The 19374-nt window shown below is 45.2% G+C and carries 16 protein-coding genes; 1 reads left to right on the top strand and 15 read right to left on the bottom strand.

Features of this window, described 5'->3' with window-relative positions; translation table 11 throughout:
* Window positions 1–40: 40 nt before the first annotated feature.
* From NST13_RS14535 to NST13_RS14525, 3 genes are all read right to left on the bottom strand, one after another.
* Complete coding sequence (locus tag NST13_RS14535; protein WP_342470336.1) at window positions 41–904, bottom strand: class II fructose-bisphosphate aldolase; 864 nt, start codon at window positions 902–904, stop codon at window positions 41–43.
* A 104-nt stretch (window positions 905–1008) separates the two neighbouring features.
* Window positions 1009–1419, bottom strand: coding sequence for a hypothetical protein (locus NST13_RS14530; protein WP_342580903.1), 411 nt, complete (start codon window positions 1417–1419; stop codon window positions 1009–1011).
* Between the two features lie 184 nt (window positions 1420–1603).
* Window positions 1604–1981, bottom strand: coding sequence for a response regulator (locus tag NST13_RS14525; RefSeq protein WP_342470338.1), 378 nt, complete (start codon window positions 1979–1981; stop codon window positions 1604–1606).
* 166 nt (window positions 1982–2147) lie between these two features.
* On the opposite strand from NST13_RS14525, the gene NST13_RS14520 reads away from it, so the two are divergent.
* Window positions 2148–2678 carry a DUF2529 family protein gene (locus NST13_RS14520; RefSeq protein ID WP_342580902.1) on the top strand — a complete coding sequence of 177 codons (531 nt, stop codon included), beginning with the start codon at window positions 2148–2150 and terminating at the stop codon, window positions 2676–2678.
* Window positions 2679–2971: 293 nt separating this feature from the next.
* On the opposite strand, the gene NST13_RS14515 is transcribed toward NST13_RS14520, so the two are convergent.
* The 12 genes from NST13_RS14515 to NST13_RS14460 all read right to left on the bottom strand — a co-directional run bounded on the left by NST13_RS14515 (window position 2972) and on the right by NST13_RS14460 (window position 19362).
* Entirely contained in the window at window positions 2972–4579 is a 1608-nt protein-coding gene (locus tag NST13_RS14515; protein ID WP_342580901.1) for a CTP synthase, read from the bottom strand.
* 411 nt (window positions 4580–4990) lie between these two features.
* A complete protein-coding gene (gene rpoE / locus NST13_RS14510) occupies window positions 4991–5581 on the bottom strand; it encodes a DNA-directed RNA polymerase subunit delta (RefSeq protein WP_342580900.1) in 591 nt (196 codons plus the stop codon).
* A 66-nt stretch (window positions 5582–5647) separates the two neighbouring features.
* On the bottom strand, window positions 5648–5806 hold the full coding sequence (locus tag NST13_RS14505; RefSeq protein WP_342470342.1) for a hypothetical protein: 159 nt from the start codon (window positions 5804–5806) through the stop codon (window positions 5648–5650).
* A gap of 222 nt (window positions 5807–6028) precedes the next feature.
* The gene (gene icmF / locus NST13_RS14500) at window positions 6029–9322 is read right to left on the bottom strand and encodes a fused isobutyryl-CoA mutase/GTPase IcmF (protein ID WP_342470343.1); all 3294 of its coding nucleotides are present in this window, start codon (window positions 9320–9322) and stop codon (window positions 6029–6031) included.
* Window positions 9323–9479: 157 nt separating this feature from the next.
* Window positions 9480–10115, bottom strand: coding sequence for a TetR/AcrR family transcriptional regulator (locus tag NST13_RS14495; RefSeq protein WP_342580899.1), 636 nt, complete (start codon window positions 10113–10115; stop codon window positions 9480–9482).
* Between the two features lie 3 nt (window positions 10116–10118).
* The gene (locus NST13_RS14490; RefSeq protein WP_342470346.1) at window positions 10119–11258 is read right to left on the bottom strand and encodes an acyl-CoA dehydrogenase; all 1140 of its coding nucleotides are present in this window, start codon (window positions 11256–11258) and stop codon (window positions 10119–10121) included.
* Between the two features lie 54 nt (window positions 11259–11312).
* The gene (locus NST13_RS14485; protein WP_342580898.1) at window positions 11313–12443 is read right to left on the bottom strand and encodes an acyl-CoA dehydrogenase; all 1131 of its coding nucleotides are present in this window, start codon (window positions 12441–12443) and stop codon (window positions 11313–11315) included.
* Window positions 12444–12456: 13 nt separating this feature from the next.
* Window positions 12457–13308 carry a 3-hydroxybutyryl-CoA dehydrogenase gene (locus NST13_RS14480; RefSeq protein ID WP_342580897.1) on the bottom strand — a complete coding sequence of 284 codons (852 nt, stop codon included), beginning with the start codon at window positions 13306–13308 and terminating at the stop codon, window positions 12457–12459.
* 24 nt (window positions 13309–13332) lie between these two features.
* Window positions 13333–14520, bottom strand: coding sequence for an acetyl-CoA C-acetyltransferase (locus NST13_RS14475; protein WP_342580896.1), 1188 nt, complete (start codon window positions 14518–14520; stop codon window positions 13333–13335).
* A gap of 377 nt (window positions 14521–14897) precedes the next feature.
* A complete protein-coding gene (locus NST13_RS14470; RefSeq protein ID WP_342580895.1) occupies window positions 14898–17057 on the bottom strand; it encodes a (Fe-S)-binding protein in 2160 nt (719 codons plus the stop codon).
* Window positions 17058–17338: 281 nt separating this feature from the next.
* On the bottom strand, window positions 17339–17899 hold the full coding sequence (locus tag NST13_RS14465) for a cob(I)yrinic acid a,c-diamide adenosyltransferase (protein WP_342470351.1): 561 nt from the start codon (window positions 17897–17899) through the stop codon (window positions 17339–17341).
* Window positions 17896–19362, bottom strand: coding sequence for an adenosylcobinamide amidohydrolase (locus NST13_RS14460; RefSeq protein ID WP_342580894.1), 1467 nt, complete (start codon window positions 19360–19362; stop codon window positions 17896–17898). Before NST13_RS14460 ends, NST13_RS14465 begins: the two co-directional genes overlap by 4 nt.
* Window positions 19363–19374: the final 12 nt, after the last annotated feature.

Raw genomic sequence — 19374 nt, 5'->3', positions numbered from 1 at the left:
TTTCGTTTGACTTGGAAGCGCAAAATTTTTCGGATACCGATTATTCAAACGCTTTATTGGAGCTTCCGAATTCGCGGATTTTGCCGATCACTGTTTCTTTGATGGCTTCGCGGGCAGGTCCCAAGTATTTGCGTGGGTCGTAAAGTTTCGGATCTTTTTCAAGAATTTCACGAACCACTTTTGTTGCGGCAATTTGGTTTTCTGTGTTTACGTTGATTTTGGCTGTTCCTAATGAAATGGCGCGTTGAATGTCTTTTGTTGGGATACCTGTTCCGCCGTGAAGAACAAGTGGAAGGTTTGTCAAGTTAGAGATTTCTTCCATTTCTTTGAAGCCTAGTTTTGGTTCCCCTTTGTATGGTCCGTGTACAGATCCTAATGCCGGAGCCAAGCAGTCAATGCCAGTGAGTTCAGTAAGTTGTTTACATTCTTGCGGATCCGCGTAAATGATACCGCTGCCCACCACATCGTCCTCTTGTCCGCCTACCGTACCAAGTTCCGCTTCGACAGAAACGCCTTTCGCATGGGCATATTCAACAACTTTTTTTGTAATTTCTACGTTTTCTTCAAATGGTTTGTGGGATGCATCGATCATGACGGAAGTGAAACCTGCGTCAACAGCTTCTTTACATTTTTCGAAGCTGGAACCGTGGTCTAAGTGGATGGCAACAGGAACCGTAATGTTGTAGCTTTCCATTAAGCCTTTCACCATGTGGACAACAGCGATGAAACCGCCCATATATTTTCCAGCGCCTTCGGAAACGCCAAGAATGACAGGAGATTTTTCTTCTTCAGCCGCTTGCAAAATGGCTTGAGTAAATTCTAGGTTGTTAATATTAAATTGACCAACCGCATATTTTCCTTCTTTCGCTTTAATCAACATTTCTTTCATTGATACTAATGGCATTATACAAATCCTCCTCAGGATGGTTAATTTAATAACTTTTTCCGTAATAATAGTACCAAATTCAAGATATGCCCACAAGTATGGAGAGAATGTTGGCTTCCCGGTTATCCGGAATTGGCGGATGCAGCCGTTTTTGCATGATTGGACACTTTTTTATGGATAGGAACGGTGTATTCTTGGGGATTAAAAGGATGAATACGGCCGCTTCCTGGGAGGATGCAACTCCTTCTAGCGTGGATGAGGCTTCTGCTTGCGCGGATGAACTTTCTGATTGCTCGGATGGCTTTTCCTCTTGAGCGGATGAAAATTCCTCTTGCTCGGATGACACTCTCGCTTGCTCGGATGTCTCCTCTCTTGCTCGGATAACACTCTCTCTTGCCCGGATGACTTTTCCTCTTGAGCGGATGAAAATTCCTCTTGCTCGGATATGACTCCCGTTTGCTCGGATGACGCCCTCTCTTGCTCGGATAAACTCTCTCTTGCTCGGATACGACCCCCGTTTGCTCGGATGGCACTCCTCCTTGCCTGGATGACGCCCTCGCTTGATTGGATTACTCCTCCACTTGCACAGATTACCACCACTCTTGCACAAATAGCACTCCACTAACTAGAAGACCATCCCTCTTGCCCAAAAGAACTTGCCTTTTAAAGCGGCCACATCAAAAAAAATGACCGCCCCATCTAAATTGGAACGGTATTTTATTCAGATAAAACTTTCCCTTTTTGCAAAGCATTGATGACGGCATCTTTTAACTCAAACACATTAAAAGGTTTCGTAAAATAAGAATCTGCTTTATATCCATTTTCTCCATCCAACATCTCCGCATCTTCGTAGGCCGTCATGATAAACACCGGCATATCAGGATATAGCGCTTTCATTTCACCCAATATCACACTTCCGTCCATCCCCGGCAAATTCATATCAAGCAGTACACAATCCATTTTCTGTTCTTCCAATATTTGAAGCGCTTCCCGTCCGTTCGCTGCCAGAAAAGTTTCCATTCCCTCCTTCGTGAAGATTTCATCAAGCAACATACGGATTCCTTTTTGGTCATCCACAATTAGTATTTTTTTCACAATCTTTTCCCCTTAATGTAAGACAATTTTTCTCTGCATCAATCCAATTCCCTTATTTTTATTATTATAAACCTGTTTTTTGCAATGCATCAAAAAAATGGACAACCTAACCATGTCCTTTTGCAATTCGAAATACCGGCATTTATAATTGGGTTGAGGTGGAAATATGTCAAAAATACTAGCTACTCAATTAAACGGGTTATATCAAAAAATTGTGCAAAATGAAGAAGAATCGATTGAACAAACGGCAAGGCTCCTGGCACAAGCGAGCGTCGGGGAAGGAAACGTTTATTTTGCTTGCTTTGATGAACTGCAGGCGATCGAACTCTACGCTTTAAACAGTGAAGAACAGCCATTTAGTAAGCTTTCCAAATGGACGCCCGATGTTGAAATCCAGGAAGCGGATCGGGTGTTAATCTTCGCGAAAAGCGCCCAACATCCGGAAGCATTGCAACTGGCGAAAAAATTATATGACGAATTTATTCCTTTTGCCGTTGTGGCAGGCGAAGCGGCAAGTGATGATAATGAGATGAGCAATCTTGCTTATACTTATATATCCACGCATGTCCGGGGCGGATTAATCCCCCATCCGACGAAATTGGGCGAACGGGTCGTTGTTCCCCATCTGCACGCTGCCCTCTTTGTTTATGAAGCCATCAAGCTGGTTTACGATGAAATTTTGGAAGATGAAATGTAATATTGGACGTTTCTATTTGAAGAGCGAACGGATGAAACTTCGCTCTTTTTTTATGTCAAAGGCCGAACTCAGGACCATTTTCGTTCCCCCCAACGACATTTTTCACAGATTGGCCACCATCCTTTCCCTTCCCCACGAAAGCCGATTTTGCGCGGTGGCCATTTTATTCTCCAGCCAAATTCAACTCCATCCTTTGAACCGTTTAAATCCTTATCCCATCCATGACAAAAAAGTCCGGGCTGCCTGAAAAGTTTTCCTTTCCAGACAGTCCGGACTTGTTACATTCCCGGGAATTATTGGTTTTTACGATATTTAAACGCTGTTCCGATGAATTCGCGGAATAACGGTTGTGGACGTTGCGGACGGGATACGAATTCAGGATGGAATTGGCATCCGATGAAGAATTTTTTCTCCGGCAATTCGATGATTTCCACTAAACGGTTGTCAGGGCTTGTCCCTGAGAACACAAGTCCTTCCGCTTCCATCGCTTCACGGAATTCATTGTTGAATTCATAGCGGTGGCGATGGCGTTCATAAACCAATTCGTTTTGATATGCTTGCTCAGCGCGGGATCCTTCCAACAATTTGCATGGATATAAACCTAAACGCAATGTGCCGCCCAAATCCATGTTTTCTTTTTGGTCTGGCAGTAAATCGATAATTGGGTATGGTGTGTCTTTATCGATTTCTGTTGTATGCGCACCTTGTAAACCAAGCACGTCGCGGGCAAATTCGATCGCCATCAACTGCATGCCCAAGCAGATTCCAAGGAATGGCACATCGTTTTCGCGGGCATATTTGATTGCGGTAATTTTCCCTTCCGTACCGCGGTTTCCGAATCCGCCAGGCACCAAAATGCCGTCCGCGTCTTTCAATTTTTCATGCACATTTTCTTCCGTAATTTCTTCCGCGTTGATCCAGTCGATGCAAATATCGGAATCATATACATATCCTGCATGTTTCAACGCTTCGACAACGGAAATATACGCATCTTGCAATTCCACATATTTTCCGACTAGGGCGATGCGTGTTTTATGTTTCAAGTTTTTCACTTTATGCACAAGCTCTTGCCAATCGGACATATCCGCTTCAGGCGCTTCGATTCCGAAATACTCGAGCACGATATCATCAAAATCTTGCGCATGCAAATTCAATGGCACTTCGTATAAATGTTCCACATCACGGGATTCGATGATGTTGCGGGGAGAAACGTCGCAGAATAGCGCCAATTTTTCTTTCATGTCATCGGCGACCGGCAATTCCGTACGCACAACGATAATGTTTGGCTGAATGCCCAAAGAGCGCAATTCTTTGACGGAATGTTGCGTCGGTTTTGTTTTTAATTCTCCTGCCGCACGAATGTATGGGATCAACGTACAATGGATGTACATCACGTTATTCGGACCAAAATCGGATTTCATTTGGCGGATCGCTTCAAGGAATGGAAGTCCTTCAATATCCCCCACTGTTCCGCCGACTTCCGTAATGACGATATCCGCATTCGTTTCTCTTCCGGCCCGTTGGATGCGTTCTTTGATTTCATTTGTCACATGCGGAATGACTTGAACCGTTTTTCCGTTGTAGTCGCCGCGGCGTTCTTTCGCAAGGACTGTTTGATAAATTTTTCCGGAAGTGACTGTTGAATGTTTTCCCAAATTGATATCGATGAAACGTTCATAGTGGCCCAAGTCCAAGTCCGCTTCGGCACCGTCATCCGTTACGAACACTTCCCCATGTTGGTATGGGCTCATTGTACCTGGATCTATGTTCAAATATGGATCGAATTTTTGAATCGTCACCTGCAATCCGCGGTTTTTCAATAAACGGCCAAGGGATGCTGCAACAATACCTTTTCCTAAGGACGAAACTACTCCACCCGTTACAAAAATATACTTTGTCATTTGTATAATTCCTCCTCAAACTATTTCCACATTTTATCGAATGAAGAAGCCTATTTGAATCATTGCCGCATGTCCATTCAAAACATGTTTCCATTGATCGGCGCTTTTTTCTTCATGATTTCCGTGCCTACAAGCAACATTCCCAAAAGAAAAAAGGATAAACCTATAGAACGAAAGTACTTATGGCTTGTATTATGCCCTTTCTTGTTTGAAACATTGTGCAATGAAAATAAGCTTCCTGATGGGTTAAAAAATAAAAAACGCTCCTCCTGCCTATTCGCAGGGGGAGCGTGAATCAATCACGTTCATTCTCCTTTTTGAAGGAGCCCAAATAAAAGATTATACGGAAGTAATCCATAAGTCAAGTGGTTTATAGAAAAACCATAAAAATTACATATTCTCAGAAAATTATTACTCTTCCTCTTCTTCCGTTTCGACTTCCGCGTCGATTTCTTCATCGTCCATCAAGAATTCTTCATCTTCTTCGAGAAGGTCATCATCGACTTCCGGAATCTCATCAGGAAGTTCCGCATCGATATCGCCCAAATCCTCTTCAAACTCGTCCACAAGTTCATCATCGAAGTCAAGATCTTCGTCTTCTTCATCCAGGAACTCTTCAAGTTCTTCTTCAAATACAAGATCTTCTTCATCGATGATTTCCTCTTCATCATCAAAGTAAGCAAGTCTCGCTCTGCGTCTGCGGGTTTTGATCGTAGGAGCTGTTTCTTCCTCGACTGTTTCGATTTTATACCATTCGCGGAGCCCCCACATGTTTTCGTGGTTCAGGAGGAAACGGCCATCCACATTCAAATCCGTGAAGAATTGCACCAATACTTGTTTTACTTCTTCATCAGAAAGGCCTTTTAATTGCTTAATTTCTTCCAATAAATCGAAAAATGGAACGGCTGTCTTTTTCTCTTCCAAAATTGCATAAGCTAAGTCAATCAACGATTCTTCCGCTATTTGCTCTTTTGTCAATTCACGAATCTTCAACTCGTGCACGCCCTTTCTTTACATACATTACACATGTTATCCATTATATACATATAATTGTATACTATGCTAGATTCATTTGTTGTTTTTTATTTTATAAAATTCTCTGAAAGCCATAAAAAATAGATATCCCGATAAAATGAGCAAGGGGATGGCTCCCAATTGTTTATTATACAAAAAGAAGGTTGCAATGAGGCATGATAAAATCACTAAATAATGTATGTATTGTTTCATATGCAACCCTCCACTTCTTGTAAAACACATTATAGCCAATTTTCCTCCATAGATGATAGAATTTTGCAAAGTTTTTGTGAAAAAAATAAAAATTTATTATGTATATGTATAAGAAGAGGAAGCGCTCGAAATCGGGCAATTTCGAACGTTCCTCTTTCCATTCTTACCTTATCATATTTTATCTATTCTGATCCTATTTGTAAAAAATTCCTACTCGAAAGATTACATATTTCTGCGATATTGGCCGCCCACTTCATATAACGCTTTCGTAATTTGGCCGAGGCTTGCCACTTTGACCGTTTCCATCAATTCTTCAAAGATGTTCCCGCCGGACAAGGCCACTTCCTGGAGCCGTTTCAACGCCTTTTCGCATTCCCCTTTATGGCGTTCCTGGAAGGCTCTCAAGTTTTTGATTTGCTGTTCTTTTTCTTCCTTCGTCGCACGGGCCACTTCCAATTTGTCGATTTCTTCAATGGAAGCATTCGGATTGATGTACGTGTTCACGCCGATGATCGGCAGTTCGCCGGAATGCTTCAATTGTTCATAGTACATGGATTCTTCCTGGATTTTTCCGCGCTGATATTGCGTTTCCATCGCGCCAAGCACGCCGCCGCGGTCATTGATGCGCTCAAATTCTTCAAGCACTTTTTCTTCCACTAAATCCGTTAATTCTTCCACGATGAAGGAGCCTTGCAATGGGTTTTCATTTTTGGATAAACCGTGCTCTTTCGTGATGATCATTTGGATGGCCATCGCTCTTCTTACGGATTCTTCCGTCGGCGTCGTAATCGCTTCGTCGTATGCGTTTGTATGCAGCGAGTTGCAGTTATCCTGCAATGCCATCAATGCTTGAAGCGTTGTCCGGATATCGTTGAAGTCGATTTCTTGCGCATGCAAGCTGCGGCCGGATGTTTGGATATGGTATTTCAATTTTTGGCTGCGTTCATTTGCACCGTATTTGTCGCGCATCACAATCGCCCAAATGCGGCGGGCCACCCGTCCAATCACCGTATATTCCGGATCAAGGCCGTTTGAGAAGAAGAAGGACAAATTCGGCGCAAAATCGTCAATGTGCATGCCGCGGCTCAAATAATATTCCACGTACGTAAAGCCGTTTGCCAGCGTAAAGGCCAATTGGGTAATCGGGTTGGCCCCCGCTTCCGCAATGTGATAGCCGGAGATGGATACAGAATAGTAGTTGCGCACTTTATTTTTAATAAAGTATTCCTGTATATCCCCCATCATGCGGAGGGCGAATTCCGTCGAGAAGATGCAAGTGTTTTGGCCTTGGTCTTCTTTCAGAATATCCGCCTGGACTGTTCCGCGGACGACTTGCAATGTTTTTTCCTTCACTTCCGTGAATTCTTCTAATGTCAAGATGCGGCCCAATTCTTTTTCTTTCTTCTTCACCTGTTGGTCAATGGCCGTGTTCATGAACATCGCCAAAAGAATCGGTGCCGGACCGTTGATCGTCATCGATACGGAAGTGGACGGGTCGCACAAGTCAAAGCCGTCGAACAGTTTTTTCATGTCATCCAATGTGCAGACGCTTACCCCGGATTCGCCGATTTTCCCGAAAATGTCCGGGCGCTCAGCCGGATCTTCCCCGTATAATGTGACGGAGTCGAAAGCCGTGGATAAACGTTTTGCCGGATCATCTTTGGATAAATAATGGAAACGTTTATTGGTGCGTTCCGGTGTCCCCTCTCCGGCAAATTGGCGTTTCGGATCTTCCCCTTGGCGTTTGAACGGGAATACCCCCGCTGTATACGGGAAGGAACCAGGCACATTTTCTTTATACACCCAGCGCAAAATTTCGCCATAGTCTTTGAATTTCGGCAATGCCACTTTCGGTATTTTCGTTCCGGATAAAGAAGTCGTTGTGAGCAATGTACGGATTTCTTTATCCCGCACTTTTGTGACCATTTCATCCCCTGAGTAGGCTTCTTTCAGCTTCTCCCAGTTTTCCAAAATGCGTTTTGATTCCGGCGTCAGTTCATTTTTGACGCCTTCCGCCAATGATTCAAGGGATTTGATAAGAGCCGCATCCGGATTTTTCGCTTGAAGTTCTTTGATGGTTCCTTCAATTTGATAAAGTCTTGTGGCAAGCTCGGATTGTTGTTCCGCTTTCTTATGGTAGTTGCGGACCGTTTCGACGATTTCCCTTAAATAGAAACGGCGGTCATTTGGAATAATGACGTCCTGCTTTTCAGTAGTTGAAACGATTTCATAAGAAGTTTGCCAATTGTAGCCGAATTTTTCATTGATTTTGTTGACAAGGGCTGCAAATAAAGCGTTTGTGCCTCTGTCGTTGAATTGGCTTGCGATTGTGCCGTAGATCGGCATTTCATCCAACTTTTGATCCCATAATTCATGCGCCCGCTGATATTGTTTTTGCACTTGGCGAAGGGCATCTTCGGAACCTTTTTTCTCGAATTTGTTGATGGCGATCAAGTCCGCGAAATCAATCATGTCGATTTTTTCCAATTGAGATGGTGCGCCGAATTCGCTTGTCATGACATACATGGACAGGTCTGTATATTTCGTAATCTCCGCATCCCCTTGACCGATTCCGCTTGTTTCAACAAGGATCAAATCAAAGCCGGCCGCTTTCACCACATCCAAAATATCGCCGATCGCAGCGGATAGTTCCGAACGGGAACCGCGTGTTGCCAAGCTTCTCATGTAGACGCGCTTATCGAAAATGGCGTTCATGCGGATGCGGTCTCCAAGTAACGCACCGCCCGTTTTTTGTTTCGTCGGGTCAACGGAAATGATGGCGATTCGTTTATCCGGGAACTCCCTTAAGAATCTTCTCACCAGTTCATCCGTCAAGGAAGATTTTCCGGCTCCTCCTGTACCCGTAATGCCGACAACCGGAGTGCCTTTCGATCTTTGGCGCGCCCGTTTCAGCATTTCATCGATTTCCGGATCTCCACCGACTTCCGCTGCCGTAATCAAGTTCGCCAAAATTTCTGGACGGTCCGCCGACAACTCCTCAAGAAGCTCCAAGTAATTGCCTCTCAGTGTGGAGAAGTCCGCCCCTTTCATTTTCACGTTGATCATGCCTTGCAGTCCGAGGCGCAACCCGTCTTCCGGAGAGAAAATCCCTGCGATTCCATAGTCGTGGAGCTCTTTGATTTCCCTCGGCAAAATCACGCCTCCACCGCCGCCGTAAATCTTGATGTGGGGCGCCCCTTTTTCCTTCAGCAAGTCATACATATATTTGAAGTATTCCATGTGTCCGCCTTGGTAGGAAGACACCGCCACCGCTTGCACATCTTCCTGGATTGCGGCATTCACCACTTCTTCCACGGAGCGGTTATGCCCAAGATGAATGACTTCCGCTCCGCTTGCCTGAAGAAGTCTTCGGATAATGTTCACCGATACATCGTGTCCGTCGAACAGACTGGATGCCGTAACAAAACGGACATGATGTTTCGGACGATACACCTCTGTCTTCGGACGATCAATTTCCGTCTTTGAACGATTTGCCTTTGCTTGAACTTGAACCATATGATTAACCCCTTTCATTGAAAAATGAACAATATCCCCCAGTGATAAAACTTGCAAAACGTGTGCCGCAGGAAAACCCGCTTGAGAACAGCCAAGGTGATAAAAACACCGCTTTGCAGACGAAATGGTCGTATGCAATTAGCGGTGTTTTCCCTTATTAATCGCGAAAATGGAGAATCCCCTTCAAGAATAATCTCGTTTGCATGGCAATAAATTCTTCGATGGTGTATTCCTTATGGTACGCCCATTTTCGGAATGCCCAGCTTTGGCCTTGGATGACGAGATGGTTTGCCGCCAAATAGATTTCTTGATCCGTCAGCTCTATTTCCCCCGATTTTACGCAAGATTGCAAGATCTTCTCAAACAACGAAACCATCTCAAGCTCTTTCCCTAAAACATATTGCATCGCTTCCTTCGGCAATGATTTCGTTTCCTGATACATGACGGTGAATTCATCGATCATGCGATCAATCAACAGAAAATATTGCCGAATGGCTTCTTCCAATTCCTCCAAGGTTCCATTTTTCGTGGAAATCTCTTCCAAGCACTCGGTCACTTTGTTATAAATGTGGTCACAAACTAAGTAGAGCACATCTTCTTTTGTCCGGATGTATTCGTACAAGGTTCCTATACTAAACCCAGCAGCTTTGGCAATCTCCCTTGTCGTTGCGCGATGAAAGCCTTTTTCCTTAAATAATTTCACGCTCGCTTCAATGATTTGCTGGCGCCTTAATTCAATGAGGCCTTCATCTTTGACGGAAGTTTGTACGATAATTTTTTCCTTCTTGCTCATAGATTACTTCGTCAACATGCGAGAGATTACAAGTCTTTGAATCTCTTGCGTACCTTCATAGATTTGTGTGATTTTTGCATCCCGCATGAAGCGTTCCACTGGATATTCTTTTGTATAGCCATATCCGCCAAAGATTTGCACGGCTTCTGTCGTCACTTTCATCGCTGTGTCTCCCGCCATCAATTTCGCCATTGCGCTCGCTTTACCATAAGGCAAGCCGTTGGATTCCAGCCAAGCCGCCTGGTATGTGAGTAATCTTGATGCTTCAACAGCTGTAGCCATATCCGCCAATTTGAAAGAAACGCCTTGGTTTGCAACGATCGGTTTTCCGAATTGTTCGCGGTTTTTCGCATATTCAACGGCTGCATCCAACGCGCCTTGGGCAATTCCGACCGCTTGGGCAGCGATACCGTTCCGTCCTCCATCCAACGTTTGCATGGCGATTTTGAATCCTTGCCCTTCTTCTCCAAGCAAGTTTTCTTTTGGCACGCGGCAGTTGTCAAAGATGATTTCTGCAGTAGGTGACGAACGGATACCCATTTTATCTTCTTTTTTCCCTACTTGGAAACCTGGGAAGCTGGATTCGACGATGAACGCGCTAACCCCTCTCGTTTTCGCTTCCGGATTTGTCAATGCAAAGACGATATAGATGTCGGCAATGCCGCCGTTGGTGATGAAGATTTTGGAACCGTTGATGACATATTCATCCCCATCCAAAACAGCTGTCGTTCTCATGCCGCCCGCGTCACTGCCTGAACCCGGCTCAGTTAAGCAGTATGCGCCGATTTTTTTCCCTTCCGCCATCGGACGAAGGTATTTTTGTTTTTGTTCTTCCGTACCGAATTTGTAAACAGGCCAGCCGGCAAGGGATGTATGGGCAGATAAAGTTACCCCCGTGGATGCGCATACGCGGGACAATTCTTCCACCGCGATGACATAAGCCAAATAGTCAAAACCGGCACCGCCGTATTCTTCCGGCCAAGGAATTCCTGTAAGGCCAAGCTCCGCCATTTTATCCCAAATTTCTCTGTCAAAACGCGCTTCTTCATCACGTTCTTTTGCTGTTGGCGCTACTTCATTTTCTGCGAAATCTCTGATCATTTCCCGTAGTTGTTGGTGTTCTTCGGATAATTGGAAATTCATTCAAAGTCCTCCTTCATATTTCCGAGTGCCGGATACCCGGCACCCTTTCTTTCTCTATAAATGTTTGCTGATTACAATTCTTTGAATCTCGCTGGTGCCTTCATAGATTTCGGTAATCTTGGCGTCGCGGAAATAGCGTTCCACCGGATAGTCTTTTGTGTAACCATATCCGCCAAAAACTTGCACCGCTTCAATCGCCACTTCCCGCGCCGTTTGGGATGCAAACAGCTTCGCCATCGATGCTTCTTTGCTGCAAGGAAGCCCTTTTGAACGCAAATCCGCCGCACGGTACACGAGAAGTCTTGCCGCTTCCACCGCCGTTGCCATATCGGCGATCTTAAAGCCTACCCCTTGATTGGCAATGATCGGCTTTCCAAACTGATGGCGCTCATTGGCATACTGTACCGCCGCCTCCAAAGCCGCTTCCGCAATGCCGAGTGCTTGGGCTGCAATCCCGATGCGGCCCACATCCAAGTTCGCCATCGCGATTTTAAAGCCTTCCCCTTCTTCGCCGAGGCGGTTTTCTTCCGGCACTTCCATATTTTCAAAGCTCAGTTCCACCGTTCTGGAACCATGCAGCCCCATTTTCTCTTCATCCTTCCCGATGATGAGGCCAAGTGTGCCTTTTTCAACAATGAAAGCCGTAACCCCTTTGGCGCCTTTCGATGGATCCGTTTTGGCAAAGACGATATACACATCCGCTTCCCCGCCATTGGTGATGAAGATTTTTGAACCGTTGATGATGTATCGGTCGCCTTTTTTCTCAGCCCTTGTTCTTAGGGAAGCCGCGTCGCTTCCCGCCGATGGTTCCGTCAGACAGAAGGCTCCCAAATACTCGCCTTTCGCCAACTTCGTAACATATTTCTGTTTCTGCTCTTCACTTCCAAAATAAAGAATCGGGTTTGTGCCTACGGAAGTGTGGACGGATAAAATCACACCGATAACCGCGCTCACTTTGGAGAGCTCGTTGATGGCGATGATGTAGGAAGTGAAGTCCATCCCTGAACCGCCATACGCTTCCGGAACGGTGATTCCCATCAACCCGAGTTCTGCCATCTTGTTCAAAACAGGCCTCGGGAACTCCCCCGCTTCCATTCTTTCAACGAACGGCGCAATCTCCTTTTGCGCAAAATCACGAACCATATCACGCATCATCAGTTGTTCTTCGCTGAAGTTCAGATTCATCCGCTTCCACTCCTTATTCGTAAGTGTAGAAGCCACGGCCTGTTTTCTTGCCTAACCAACCGGCCGCCACGTATTTACGGAGCAGAGGACAAGGACGGTATTTGCTGTCTCCCAATCCTTCATGCAAGATTTCCATAATGTACAAGCATGTATCCAATCCGATGAAATCCGCCAGTTGCAGCGGGCCCATTGGGTGGTTCATGCCCAGTTTCATAACCGTATCAATCGCTTCTTTTGTTGCAACCCCTTCATACAATGCATAAATCGCTTCATTGATCATTGGAAGAAGGACACGGTTTGATACGAATCCTGGAAAATCGTTCACTTCCACCGGTGTTTTGCCCAAATCAACGGACATTTGTTCAACGGTTTTATATACTTCATCAGCTGTTGCAAGGCCACGGATGATTTCCACAAGCTTCATGACAGGCACCGGATTCATGAAGTGCATGCCGATCACTTTTTCAGGGCGTTTTGTCACCGCCGCAATTTCCGTAATTGGAAGGGATGAAGTATTCGTTGCAAGAATGGCGTGTTCTGGTGCGATTTCATCCAGTTGTTTAAAAATCGATTGCTTGATTTCCATGTTTTCAACAGCCGCTTCGATGACGATGTCCACGTCATGGGCATCTTCCAGGCTGAGCGATTTTGTAATCCGATTTAAAATCGCTTCTTTTTCCTCTTCCGTTTTGCGTCCCTTCTCCACATCACGGGACAAGTTTTTCGTAATTGTCGCAAGACCTCTCTCAAAAAATTCCTCTTTAATGTCGTTCAGTTTTACTTCAAATCCTGCTGTTGCGCAAACTTGTGCGATGCCGGAACCCATTTGTCCAGCGCCTACAACCATTACTTTCTGAATTGCCATATCGTATCCCCCATTTATGTGAAATTAATTTTTTGGCACTTCCACCATGATGGCATCCCCTTGGCCACCGCCGGAGCAAATGGCCGCAATGCCGATTCCTCCGCCACGGCGTTTCAATTCATAGCAGAGAGTCAAGATGATTCTTGCTCCTGAAGCGCCGATCGGATGGCCTAATGCAACCGCTCCTCCGTTGACATTGACTTTGTCCGGATCAAGCCCTGCAATTTGGTTGCTGACAAGGGCCACGGCCGCAAAGGCTTCATTAATTTCAATCAAGTCCACTTCTTCAATCGACTTGTTTGTTTTCTTCAGAATTTCCTGGATCACAAGTCCTGGCGTTTGCGGGAAGTTTTCCGGCTCAACAGCCACTTCCGCATGGGCGAGCACATAAGCAAGTGGTGTACGTCCTTCTTCTTTCGCTTTCTTTTCGCTCATCAATACAAGCGCACAGGCACCATCGTTTACTCCCGGCGCATTTCCGGCGGTGATGGACCCGTCTTTGTCAAAAGCAGGCCGCAGCTTTGCTAGCGCTTCCAAAGATGTATCTCTGCGTGGCGCTTCATCTTCCTTCATGATGATGGTCTCTTTGCGCGTGCGCACTTCCACAGGAACGATTTCCTCGGCAAATTTCCCCTCATCCATCGCTTCAATTGCCCGCTTGTGGCTTCTGAATGCCCAAGCATCCTGTTCTTCCCTTGAAATGTTGAAATCTTTCGCTGTGCTGTTTCCGTATGTTCCCATATGGACTTTCTCCGGATGGAAAGAACAAGATAAGCCGTCATACACCATGCCATCAATGATAGCGGCGTCTCCCATTCTTAATCCCCATCTGGCTTTTGGCAAATAATACGGAGCATTGGACATGGATTCCATACCGCCGGCAACGATCACTTCTTCTTCCCCAAGACGGATCAATTGGTCTGCAAGGGTCACGCTTCTCATCCCCGAAGCGCATACTTTGTTGATTGTTTCCGTTTTCACAGACCATGGAATGCCCGCTTTGTTGGCTGCCTGGCGGGAAGGAATTTGGCCTTGCCCCGCTTGCAGAACCGTTCCCATAATGACTTCATCCACCTGATCCGGTTGAACAGCCGCCCGTTTCAATGCTTCTTTAATGGCGATACCGCCAAGATCGGAAGCGGAAAGTGACGATAAAGCGCCTCCAAATTTTCCGAAAGGCGTTCTTGCCCCTTCTAAAATGACTGATTTCAAAAATTCCACCCCTTTGTTTAAACGTACCTTTCTCCGATTCAACGAATCAAAAAATAGAAATAAATTACAAAAAAGAGAAAATAAACAATTAATCGAGTGAACGCTCGCTCGGTATTAATTTAAGAAAAAACGGAGCCGTTTAGAACTCCTTTTCGTTGCCTTCCTTTCTATTTTACTGAAATTATAGAAGATTAGCAATTCTATTTTTCTTATTTTTCAAACAATTTATTATTTTAGCATATTATTCCCATTTCCGCTGACTATTGTTGCAGAAAGTCAACTTTGATCCTCACCCTATGCAAAAAAACGCATCGTCCAGTTTCATTTGAAAAGAGCGAATGGGGAAATCTTCCGTTTCCTCCATCCACTCTTACCGCTTATTGCAATTCTACAGTTTCTTCCTCCACAGCAACTGTTTCTTCTGCTGCTTCTTCTTTCACTCTTTCGCCAAAAACAGAGCGTTCCAACAATTCGCACACATCATATGTTTTCACTTGATCTTCCACTTCTTTTGCTTTCGTACCGTCTGTAAGCATCGTCAAGCAGTACGGGCATCCCGCTGAAATGACGGATGCGTTTGTGGCAAGGGCCTGTTCCGTACGGGCCACATTGATGCGGTTACCCACACGGTCTTCCATCCACATGAGTCCTCCACCGGCACCGCAGCACATCGCTGTTTCGCGGTTGCGTTCCATTTCAACCAACTGCACGCCAGGAATGGATTTTAAAATTTCCCGCGGTGCATCATACACGTTGTTGTAGCGGCCCAAATAGCAGGAATCATGGAAGACGATCGTTTCATCCACACGGTGGTTCAACACCAATTTTCCTTCTTGGATCAACTTGTACAACAATTCCGTATGGTGGTACACTTCCCCTTCCCATCCGAAATCTTTGTACTCGTTTTTGAAAATGTTGTATGCGTGCGGATCGATGGTCACGATCTTTTTCACGTCATATTTTTCGAATTCGCTGATGTTTTCTTGCGCCAATTCTTGGAATAAGAATTCGTTTCCAAGGCGTCTTGGCGTATCGCCGGAGTTTTTCTCTTTGTTACCCAAAATGGCAAACTTCACGCCTGCCGCATTTAATAGGCGGGCAAAAGATAACGCGATTTTTTGTGAACGGTTGTCGAATGAACCCATGGAACCGACCCAGAATAAATATTCGAAACCTTCACCGGATTTTTTGGCTTCTTTGACTGTCGGAATATGGACTGTCGGATCAAGATCGCGCCAGTTTTCCTTTTCTTTGCGGTTCAGACCCCATGGATTTCCTTGGCGTTCAATATTGTTCAATGCGCGTTGGGCATCCGGATTGATTCTTCCTTCCGTCATCGTTAAATAACGGCGCAAATCGATAATTTTATCCACATGCTCGTTCATGACCGGACATTGATCTTCACAGTTCCGGCAAGTTGTGCAAGCCCAAATTTCTTCTTCTGTAATGACATCGCCGATCAAAGAAGGCGAATAGATTTCTTCAATGTTTGCACCTTCCGCGCCAGCCGCCATAGCCAATTGGTTCCCTTTTGTCTGATTCCAAACAAATGTCGGCACCCATGGCTTTTTCTTCGTCACCACCGCACCAGTATAAGTCAAATGGTCACGCAATTTGACGATCAGATCCATTGGCGAAAGCATTTTTCCTGTGCCGGTTGCCGGGCACATATTCGTACAGCGTCCGCACTCCACGCAAGAATATAAATCCAACAATTGAATGCGGGTAAAATCTTGAATTTTTCCAACCCCGAAGGATTCCGCTTCTTCTTCCGCTTCAAAGTCGATTTTGCGAAGACGGCCCGCTTTTCCGGCTCTTTTAAAGAAGGCGCCGATTGTGACAAACACTTCATGGAATTGCTTGGATTGGGGCACAAATACCAGGAATGTGAACACCGCAAGCATATGCACCCACCAGAATGCATAAAAGAGCGCATTCGCCACATCCGGGCTCAAGCCGCCAAAAATCAGCGCAATGAAACCTGAAAACGGAGCAATCACAAAGTTCGGTTCATCTCCATGGGCCACCGTTTCAAAGCCCAAAGCAAGGAAAATGGAAATACATAATGTGATCAGTGCAATATAGACGAAAGCGGCTTTCTTATCCCGTTTCCATTGCAAGCGCGTGAGCTTTTCGCCATAACGGCGATAAGCGGCGTAAATCAACGCACATAGCATGAAAAACATGGTCCACTCTTGCATGAAAGTGAAAAATTCATGAAAACTGCCCAGAGGGAATGTATAGCCTGGAACATAACCTTTTATAATTAATTCAATTAATCCCAACTGAATGATAAAGAATGCATAAAACAAAACAAGGTGCATGATACCGCTTTTACGATCTTTGAACAACTTGTTTTGTCCAAGCACATTGACCCAGAAATTTTCGAATCGATCTTTAAAACTCAAATTCAACTCTTCCGGTTTTCCGAGCTTGATATATTGTAATCTCGTAATTACTGCATATGCAAACAAAGAAACCGCATACACGACAACGGCGATGAATAATATCAAGTTCGCCAGCAATAGACCATTCATTTCTACTCCCCCCAAGTATTATTGCTTGAACACATCCCTCTTACTTTATCCGTTTATATGCTTCATTTTAAAATATGAATGAGCATTCAGTCAACAACTATTCGAAAATTTCTAAATTTTTCGCTGTTTGAAATTATCATACTATAAAATTTATATTAATTACATATGATAAATCTGGAAGGTTCATTAAAGAAACAGCAAAAATCACCGATATTCGCGCGTAAATGAGAAAAATCCGGGCAAATTCACACCAAAGAATGCCCGGATTTTCTTTCTCAGTATCATCTAAACACGTCTCCGCCCCGGATATACTCCACATCATTCACGTTCAACCGGAAATTCACGGCACGGGCGGCCACAAAAAAGTAGTCCGATAGACGGTTTAAATATTTTTGAATCACTCCTGGCACTTCTTCTTCCTCATTCATCAACTTCACCACTTGGCGCTCAGCCCGTCTCGTCACCGTGCGCGCAATATGGAGCGTCGCTGCTGCCGGTGACCCTCCCGGCAATATGAAACGCTTCAAAGGCGGCAATTCTTCGGAAAGCGCATCGATGCGTTTTTCCAGCGCCTCCACAGAAGCTTCCTGCAATTTATACTTTCTCTCTTTCATCACGTTGGCCAAATCTCCGCCGCAATCAAAAAGTTCATGTTGGATTGTTTCAAGATCTCCGAGGATATCTTTGAATTTGCCGGGATCCAATTCCGTCACCGCTTTTCCAATAAAGGAATTCAATTCATCGATTGTTCCATAAGCTTCCACCCGGAGATGATCTTTGGAAACACGTCCTCCAATCAAACTCGTTTTTCCTTGATCCCCTGTTTTCGTGTAAATTTTCATTGTTCCATCTCCCTTTTGTAAATTTGAATGGCTTCCACCGTCGCTTCATAAACCCCTTTGCCGATCATTTTTCCGACTTCTGTAAGAGGTCCCGCATATTGCATATATTCCCCCTGTTGCGTTGCGGCAATAAGGAGACTGTCCGTCGGTGTTCCTGTGGCAATGGTGTTCGATAATTTATCCATGACATTTTCAGATTGAAGGGCTTTCGATTTCGCTTCCGTTGCGGTCATCATCCCCTGCACGAAGGCTTCATCGGACAATTTCCCATTGATGACCACCCATGTATTGATGGTGCCGATAGGTTGAAATGCCTTCCGTTCGTATGCATGGGAAACATCGATGGCATTGCCCACGCCGGCCGTCACAATGACGATCAAGTTTCCGAAAGATGCAGGGTATTCTTTCATCACCGCTTTTTTCGTATCCACCGCCGTCATCATTCCCACTGTATTCGTCGGGGAAAACCCATGATGAACGATATAATGCAGAAATTCATTTTTTACATTTTCGATATCGTACTCGTGCGGAACCGTCCGATTGATGAATGCCCTGTACCATCCAAGACCGGCATTATGCACCGCGGAAGACAGCACTTTTAAAGGAAAATCCGCAATGAAGGCGATGTAATCATCACCCTTTTGTATATTGGATAAAGAAACCATTTTTTCCTTCGTCTGTTCATCAAAATCCGGCAAAATGGACATTTGCGGTTTCGGCTTCTCCGGATGGGCTTGCGTTGATATGCGGGCATCATACACTTCCATGATTTGCCGATCAATAATGACTTCATGGGGCTCGCCATATGCCCTTACCCTTCCCGCTTCCATCAAAAGCAAATGGTCGCAATAGAGGGACGCCAAATTGATATCATGAAAAACCGCAACAACGGTCAATCCATTTTCCGTCACTTCCCGGCGAATCATATCCAATATTTGTTTTTGGTGGGCGATATCCAGGTGGTTTGTCGGTTCATCCAATATGAGCAGCCGGGAAGATTGGGCCAAAGCCTGGGCAATGAACACCCGCTGCCTTTCCCCGCCGGATAAAAACTCCAAATTCTTATCTGCATATTTCAATACATCCGTCAGTTCCATCGCTTTTTGGACCGCTTTTTCGTCCTCCTCCGACCAGCTGGAGAAAAATCCGGACTGATGAGGATAACGGCCGATTTCAACGGTTTCCCGGACGGTCGTCGAAAAGGCGTTGCTTTGTATTTGCGGCAACACCGTCATCTTTTTCGCCAGTTCCCGGGAAGAAAGCTTTTCGATGGACACATCATCAATGGCGACCGTTCCTGAAGATGGTTTCAAAATGCCGCTGATCATTTTGATCAGAGTGGACTTCCCACACCCGTTCGGACCCAGTATGCCGAGGAACTCCCCTTGATTCACTTGAAAGGACACATCATGAATAATCGGGGTTTGATGATAGCCGCCGGAAATATGTTCTACCTTCAGCACCCGTATCCCCCC

Origin of the sequence: Ureibacillus sp. FSL W7-1570 (assembly GCF_038593265.1) — a bacterium.
Classification (GTDB): Bacteria; Bacillota; Bacilli; order Bacillales_A; family Planococcaceae; genus Ureibacillus; species Ureibacillus suwonensis.
Note: the sequence above shows the minus strand (reverse complement) of the source record. Positions and strands in the feature narration are given on the sequence as shown.

What these genes read in the sequence shown, in the direction of transcription:
- NST13_RS14465 (WP_342470351.1), bottom strand. Translation starts at nt 17,899, where the DNA reads ATGAAAATTTACACGAAAACAGGGGATCAAGGAAAAACGAGTTTGATT.
- NST13_RS14490 (WP_342470346.1), bottom strand. Translation starts at nt 11,258, where the DNA reads ATGAATTTCCAATTATCCGAAGAACACCAACAACTACGGGAAATGATC.
- NST13_RS14505 (WP_342470342.1), bottom strand. Translation starts at nt 5,806, where the DNA reads ATGAAACAATACATACATTATTTAGTGATTTTATCATGCCTCATTGCA.
- NST13_RS14495 (WP_342580899.1), bottom strand. Translation starts at nt 10,115, where the DNA reads ATGAGCAAGAAGGAAAAAATTATCGTACAAACTTCCGTCAAAGATGAA.
- NST13_RS14470 (WP_342580895.1), bottom strand. Translation starts at nt 17,057, where the DNA reads ATGAATGGTCTATTGCTGGCGAACTTGATATTATTCATCGCCGTTGTC.
- icmF (WP_342470343.1), bottom strand. Translation starts at nt 9,322, where the DNA reads ATGGTTCAAGTTCAAGCAAAGGCAAATCGTTCAAAGACGGAAATTGAT.
- NST13_RS14520 (WP_342580902.1), top strand. Translation starts at nt 2,148, where the DNA reads ATGTCAAAAATACTAGCTACTCAATTAAACGGGTTATATCAAAAAATT.
- NST13_RS14535 (WP_342470336.1), bottom strand. Translation starts at nt 904, where the DNA reads ATGCCATTAGTATCAATGAAAGAAATGTTGATTAAAGCGAAAGAAGGA.
- NST13_RS14480 (WP_342580897.1), bottom strand. Translation starts at nt 13,308, where the DNA reads ATGGCAATTCAGAAAGTAATGGTTGTAGGCGCTGGACAAATGGGTTCC.
- NST13_RS14515 (WP_342580901.1), bottom strand. Translation starts at nt 4,579, where the DNA reads ATGACAAAGTATATTTTTGTAACGGGTGGAGTAGTTTCGTCCTTAGGA.
- NST13_RS14485 (WP_342580898.1), bottom strand. Translation starts at nt 12,443, where the DNA reads ATGAATCTGAACTTCAGCGAAGAACAACTGATGATGCGTGATATGGTT.